Source organism: Streptomyces sp. SID3212 (assembly GCF_009865405.1).
Taxonomy (GTDB): Bacteria; Actinomycetota; Actinomycetes; order Streptomycetales; family Streptomycetaceae; genus Streptomyces.
In genome coordinates this window covers 1-4,033 of record NZ_WWJY01001149.1, presented here as the reverse complement: position 1 = coordinate 4,033, position 4,033 = coordinate 1, and the positions used below count along the sequence as shown (strand labels likewise).

General features: G+C 70.8%; 4 protein-coding genes. 1 reads left to right on the top strand and 3 read right to left on the bottom strand.

From position 1 onward, the window contains the following. The 3 genes from GT042_RS34455 to GT042_RS34445 form a co-directional block, all read right to left on the bottom strand. The coding region (locus tag GT042_RS34455; RefSeq protein ID WP_272925796.1) for an ArsA-related P-loop ATPase at positions 1-392 on the bottom strand (392 nt) is incomplete at its 3' end. Positions 393-397: 5 nt separating this feature from the next. Further along, on the bottom strand, positions 398-847 hold the full coding sequence (locus tag GT042_RS34450; RefSeq protein ID WP_161312626.1) for an SRPBCC family protein: 450 nt from the start codon (positions 845-847) through the stop codon (positions 398-400). A gap of 55 nt (positions 848-902) precedes the next feature. Further along, entirely contained in the window at positions 903-1,670 is a 768-nt protein-coding gene (locus GT042_RS34445; protein ID WP_161312625.1) for a metallophosphoesterase, read from the bottom strand. Positions 1,671-1,977: 307 nt separating this feature from the next. Here GT042_RS34445 and GT042_RS34440 point away from each other — a divergent pair, with 307 nt between their 5' ends. Further along, entirely contained in the window at positions 1,978-3,774 is a 1,797-nt protein-coding gene (locus tag GT042_RS34440) for an AMP-dependent synthetase/ligase (RefSeq protein ID WP_161312624.1), read from the top strand. Positions 3,775-4,033: the final 259 nt, after the last annotated feature.

The following is a 4,033-nucleotide window of genomic DNA, read 5'->3' as shown; positions in this document are numbered from 1 at the left end:
AGGTCGACGACGAGGACGTCCCAGTCGCCTTCGGCGGCCCGGCGCAGGGCGTGCAGGAGGGCGAACTGGCCGCTGCCGGGCAGCTCGGTCAGCTCCTCCTGGCGCAGCGGGCGGGCGCCGAGGAGGTCGAGGGCGGGGGTGACACGTTCCTGGAGGGTGAGCAGTTCCGTACGGAAGTGGTCACCGGAGTCGACCCGCGCGGCCCACAGGCCGTCCGCGACCCGCGCGGGGTCGGCGGGGCCGGGGCCCGGGGGCGTACCGAGCAGGGTGCCGAGGGGATCGGCGGAGAGGAGGAGGGTGCGGCCGCCGCTCCGGGCGGTGGCCAGGGCGGTGGCCGCGGCGACCGTCGTACGGCCCGCACCGCCGGGGCCGGTGACGAGGACCGTACGCATACGGGTCAGACTCCGGGGACGGATTCGACGCGCTTCTTCAGCCCGGCGAGCGCGCGGTCGATGATGACCTTCTCGGCCTTGCGCTTGATCATGCCGAGCATCGGGATCTTGACGTCGACGGTCAGCCGGTAGGTGACCTCCGTGCGGTCCCCGGCGCCGACGGGCGCGAGGAGGTACGAGCCGTCGAGCGCGCGCAGCATCTGGGACTTCACGAGGGTCCAGCTGACCTCGTCGTCTCCGGTCCAGGTGTACGCGAGGGTGTGGTCGTCCTTGATCGCGCCGGCGTCCAGGACGAGTCTGACCTGCTCGGCGCGGCCCTTGGCGTCACGTTGGAGCACCTCGGCCTCCTTCACCTCGCCGGTCCACTCGGGATAGCGGGCGAAGTCGGCGATCACGCCCATGACCTCGGCCGGTGCCGCCTCGATCGTGATGCTCGAACTGGTGTGTTCCGCCATCGCCGTGCTCCTCAGTGCTGGGTACGCGGTGTGCAGGCTATCGCGACCGCGACCGTCACCATTCCAGTGCCCACGGGCGCCCGGTGGCGGCGAAGTGGCCGACGTTCACGCACTCCGTCGCGCCCACCCGCATCCGGCGGGCGAAGGGCTGATGCACGTGGCCGAAGAGGGCGTACCGGGGCTTTGTACGGTGCAGGGCGGCGAGGAGCGCCCGGCTGCCGCGTTCGAACCGGCGGGCGACGACGTCGTACGTCAGCTCGGGCACGTCCGGCGGGATGTGGGAGCAGAGGACGTCGACCTCGCCGAGCGCCTCGACCTTGGCGGCGTACTCCTCGTCGGAGATCTCGTAGGGCGTGCGCATGGGGGTGCGCAGCCCGCCGCCGACGAAGCCGAAGACCCGTCCGCCGATCTCGGCGCGCTCGCCGTCGAGGACGGTGGTGCCCGGTCCGGCGTACTCCGGCCAGAGCGTCGGGATGTCGACGTTGCCGTAGGTGGCGTACGTAGGAGTGGGGAGGACCGCGAACATCTCCGCGTACTGGCGGCGTACGGCCCCTTCGATGGCGGCGGCGGGCTCGACGTCCAGCGTCGCCCACAGCTCGCGGCCGAACTCCCTGGCCTCGTCGAAGCGGCGGGCGGTGCGCAGCTCGACGATCCGGTCGGCGTTCTCGACGCCGAACAGGTCGGGGAAGATCCCGCGCGCGTGGTCCGCGTAGTCGAGGAAGAGCACGAGGTCACCGAGACAGACCAGGGCGTCGGCGCCGTCACCGGCCGAGGCGAGGGCCCGGGTGTTCCCGTGCACGTCACTGACCACGTTGACCCGCATACCGGCTCGCGTACCTCTGCCTCGCATGACGATCACCCTAGAACCTTTGCCCCCTCGCCCGGGAGAGGGCGCCGGACCTGCGGTTACCCCGCCGGTGTCGGAGGCGTGGACTACTGTGCGCGAGGTACCGTCAAAGTCGTGTGACGCGAGGAACATCTGGCCGGGGCCCCCTATCCGTAGGTCAGTACCGGTGGGTAACGTCCGGGGGTCCGGTCGTGCTCGCAGCCACCGAGCACCTGCCCGATCTTGGACCGCGGCCGGCGCACCACACCGACGTGGCGCCGGCGCCCGATGAGGAGCAGCAGTCTTGCGCGAGTTCAGCCTTCCGGCCCTGTACGAGGTCCCCGCGGACGGCAATCTGACGGATCTGATCCGCCGCAACGCCGTCCAGCACCCCGACGTGGCCGTCCTCGGCCGCAAGGTGGGCGGTGTCTGGACGGATGTGACCGCGGTCCAGTTCCTGGCCGAGGTCAGAGCGACCGCCAAGGGCCTGATCGCGGCGGGTGTCCGGCCGGGCGACCGGGTCGCGCTGATGTCCCGTACGCGGTACGAGTGGGTGCGGCTCGACTTCGCGATCTGGACCGCCGGCGCGGTGACCGTACCGGTGTACGAGACCAGTTCGGCCGAGCAGGTGCAGTGGGTCCTGGGCGACTCGGGCGCGGTCGCGGTGATCGTGGAGAGCGACGGGAACGCGGAGACGGTGGCGTCGGTCCGGGACGCGCTGCCGGAGCTGCGGGACGTGTGGCAGATCGACAAGGGCGGGGTCGAGGCGCTGGTCACGAGCGGCGCGGAGGTCGACGACGCGACCGTCGACGCGCGCGCGTCGTCCGCGAAGGCCGACGACCCGGCGACGATCGTCTACACCTCGGGCACCACGGGCCGCCCCAAGGGCTGTGTCCTCACCCACCGCAGCTTCTTCGCCGAGTGCGGGAACGTGGTGGAGCGGCTCAGGCCCCTGTTCCGTACGGGTGAGTGCTCGATCCTGCTCTTCCTGCCCGCCGCGCACGTCTTCGGGCGGCTGGTCGAGGTGGCGGCGGTGATGGCCCCGATCAAGCTCGGCTGCGTCCCCGACATCAGGAACCTCACGGAGGAGCTGGCGGCGTTCCGGCCGACGCTGATCCTGGGCGTGCCGCGCGTCTTCGAGAAGGTCTACAACGGGGCGCGGGCGAAGGCGCAGGCCGACGGCAAGGGCAAGATCTTCGACAAGGCCGCGCAGACGGCGATCGCGTACAGCCGCGCGCTGTCCACGCCCCGGGGCCCTTCGCTGGGCCTGCGGATCCGGCACACCGTCTTCGACAGGCTCGTCTACAGCAAGCTGCGCGCGGTGCTGGGCGGCGCCGGGGAGTACGCGATCTCCGGCGGCGCGCCGCTGGGCGAGCGCCTGGGGCACTTCTTCCGGGGCGTGGGGTTCACCGTCCTGGAGGGGTACGGGCTGACCGAGTCCTGCGCCGCGACGTCCTTCAACCCGTGGGACCGCCAGAAGATCGGCACGGTCGGGCAGCCCCTGCCGGGGTCGGTCGTACGGATCGCCGACGACGGCGAGGTGCTGCTGCACGGCGAGCACCTGTTCACGGAGTACTGGAACAACGAGACGGCGACGGCGGAGGCGCTGGCGGACGGGTGGTTCCACACGGGCGACATCGGCACGCTGGACGAGGACGGGTACCTCGCGATCACCGGGCGCAAGAAGGAGATCCTGGTGACGGCGGGCGGGAAGAACGTGGCGCCGGCGGTGATCGAGGACCGCATCCGCGCGCATGCGCTGGTCGCGGAGTGCATGGTCGTGGGGGACGGGCGGCCCTTCGTGGGCGCGCTGATCACCCTGGACGAGGAGTTCCTCGCGCGCTGGGCCACGGAACGGGGCAAGCCGGCCGGGTCCACGGCGGCGACCCTCCGCCTCGACGCGGAGCTCCTGGCGGAGATCCAGGGGGCGGTGGACGAGGGGAACGCGGCGGTGTCGAAGGCGGAGTCGGTTCGTAAGTTCCGGATTCTGTCGTCGCAGTTCACGGAGGCGGGGGGCCATGTGACTCCGTCCCTGAAGCTGAAGCGGAACGTGGTCGCGAAGGAGTTCGCCCCGGAGATCGAGGGCCTGTACGGGTCTTGACGCGTGGGCCCGTTGCGCTTGGCTGCGCTTACCGATGTCCTCAATCGCCGGACGGGCTTGATTTTCGGCCTCTGCACCGTTGCCGGGTGCGGGTCAAAGATGTCCTCAAACGCCGGACGGGCTGGTTGTGTCTTGTGCGCGGGCCTGGAAGGGGGACGGGCAGGGGTCGTGTCCGAAACGTAAAGCGTGTTTTGTGTCGCAAGGCGCACCCGAACAAAACAAGGCCCCGAACGCGACGTAAAACATGCAGTGCAGGACA

Bases quoted from the DNA above. Each gene is read 5' to 3' on its own strand.
- GT042_RS34445 (WP_161312625.1), bottom strand. From the start codon at position 1,670: ATGCGGGTCAACGTGGTCAGTGACGTGCACGGGAACACCCGGGCCCTC.
- GT042_RS34450 (WP_161312626.1), bottom strand. From the start codon at position 847: ATGGCGGAACACACCAGTTCGAGCATCACGATCGAGGCGGCACCGGCC.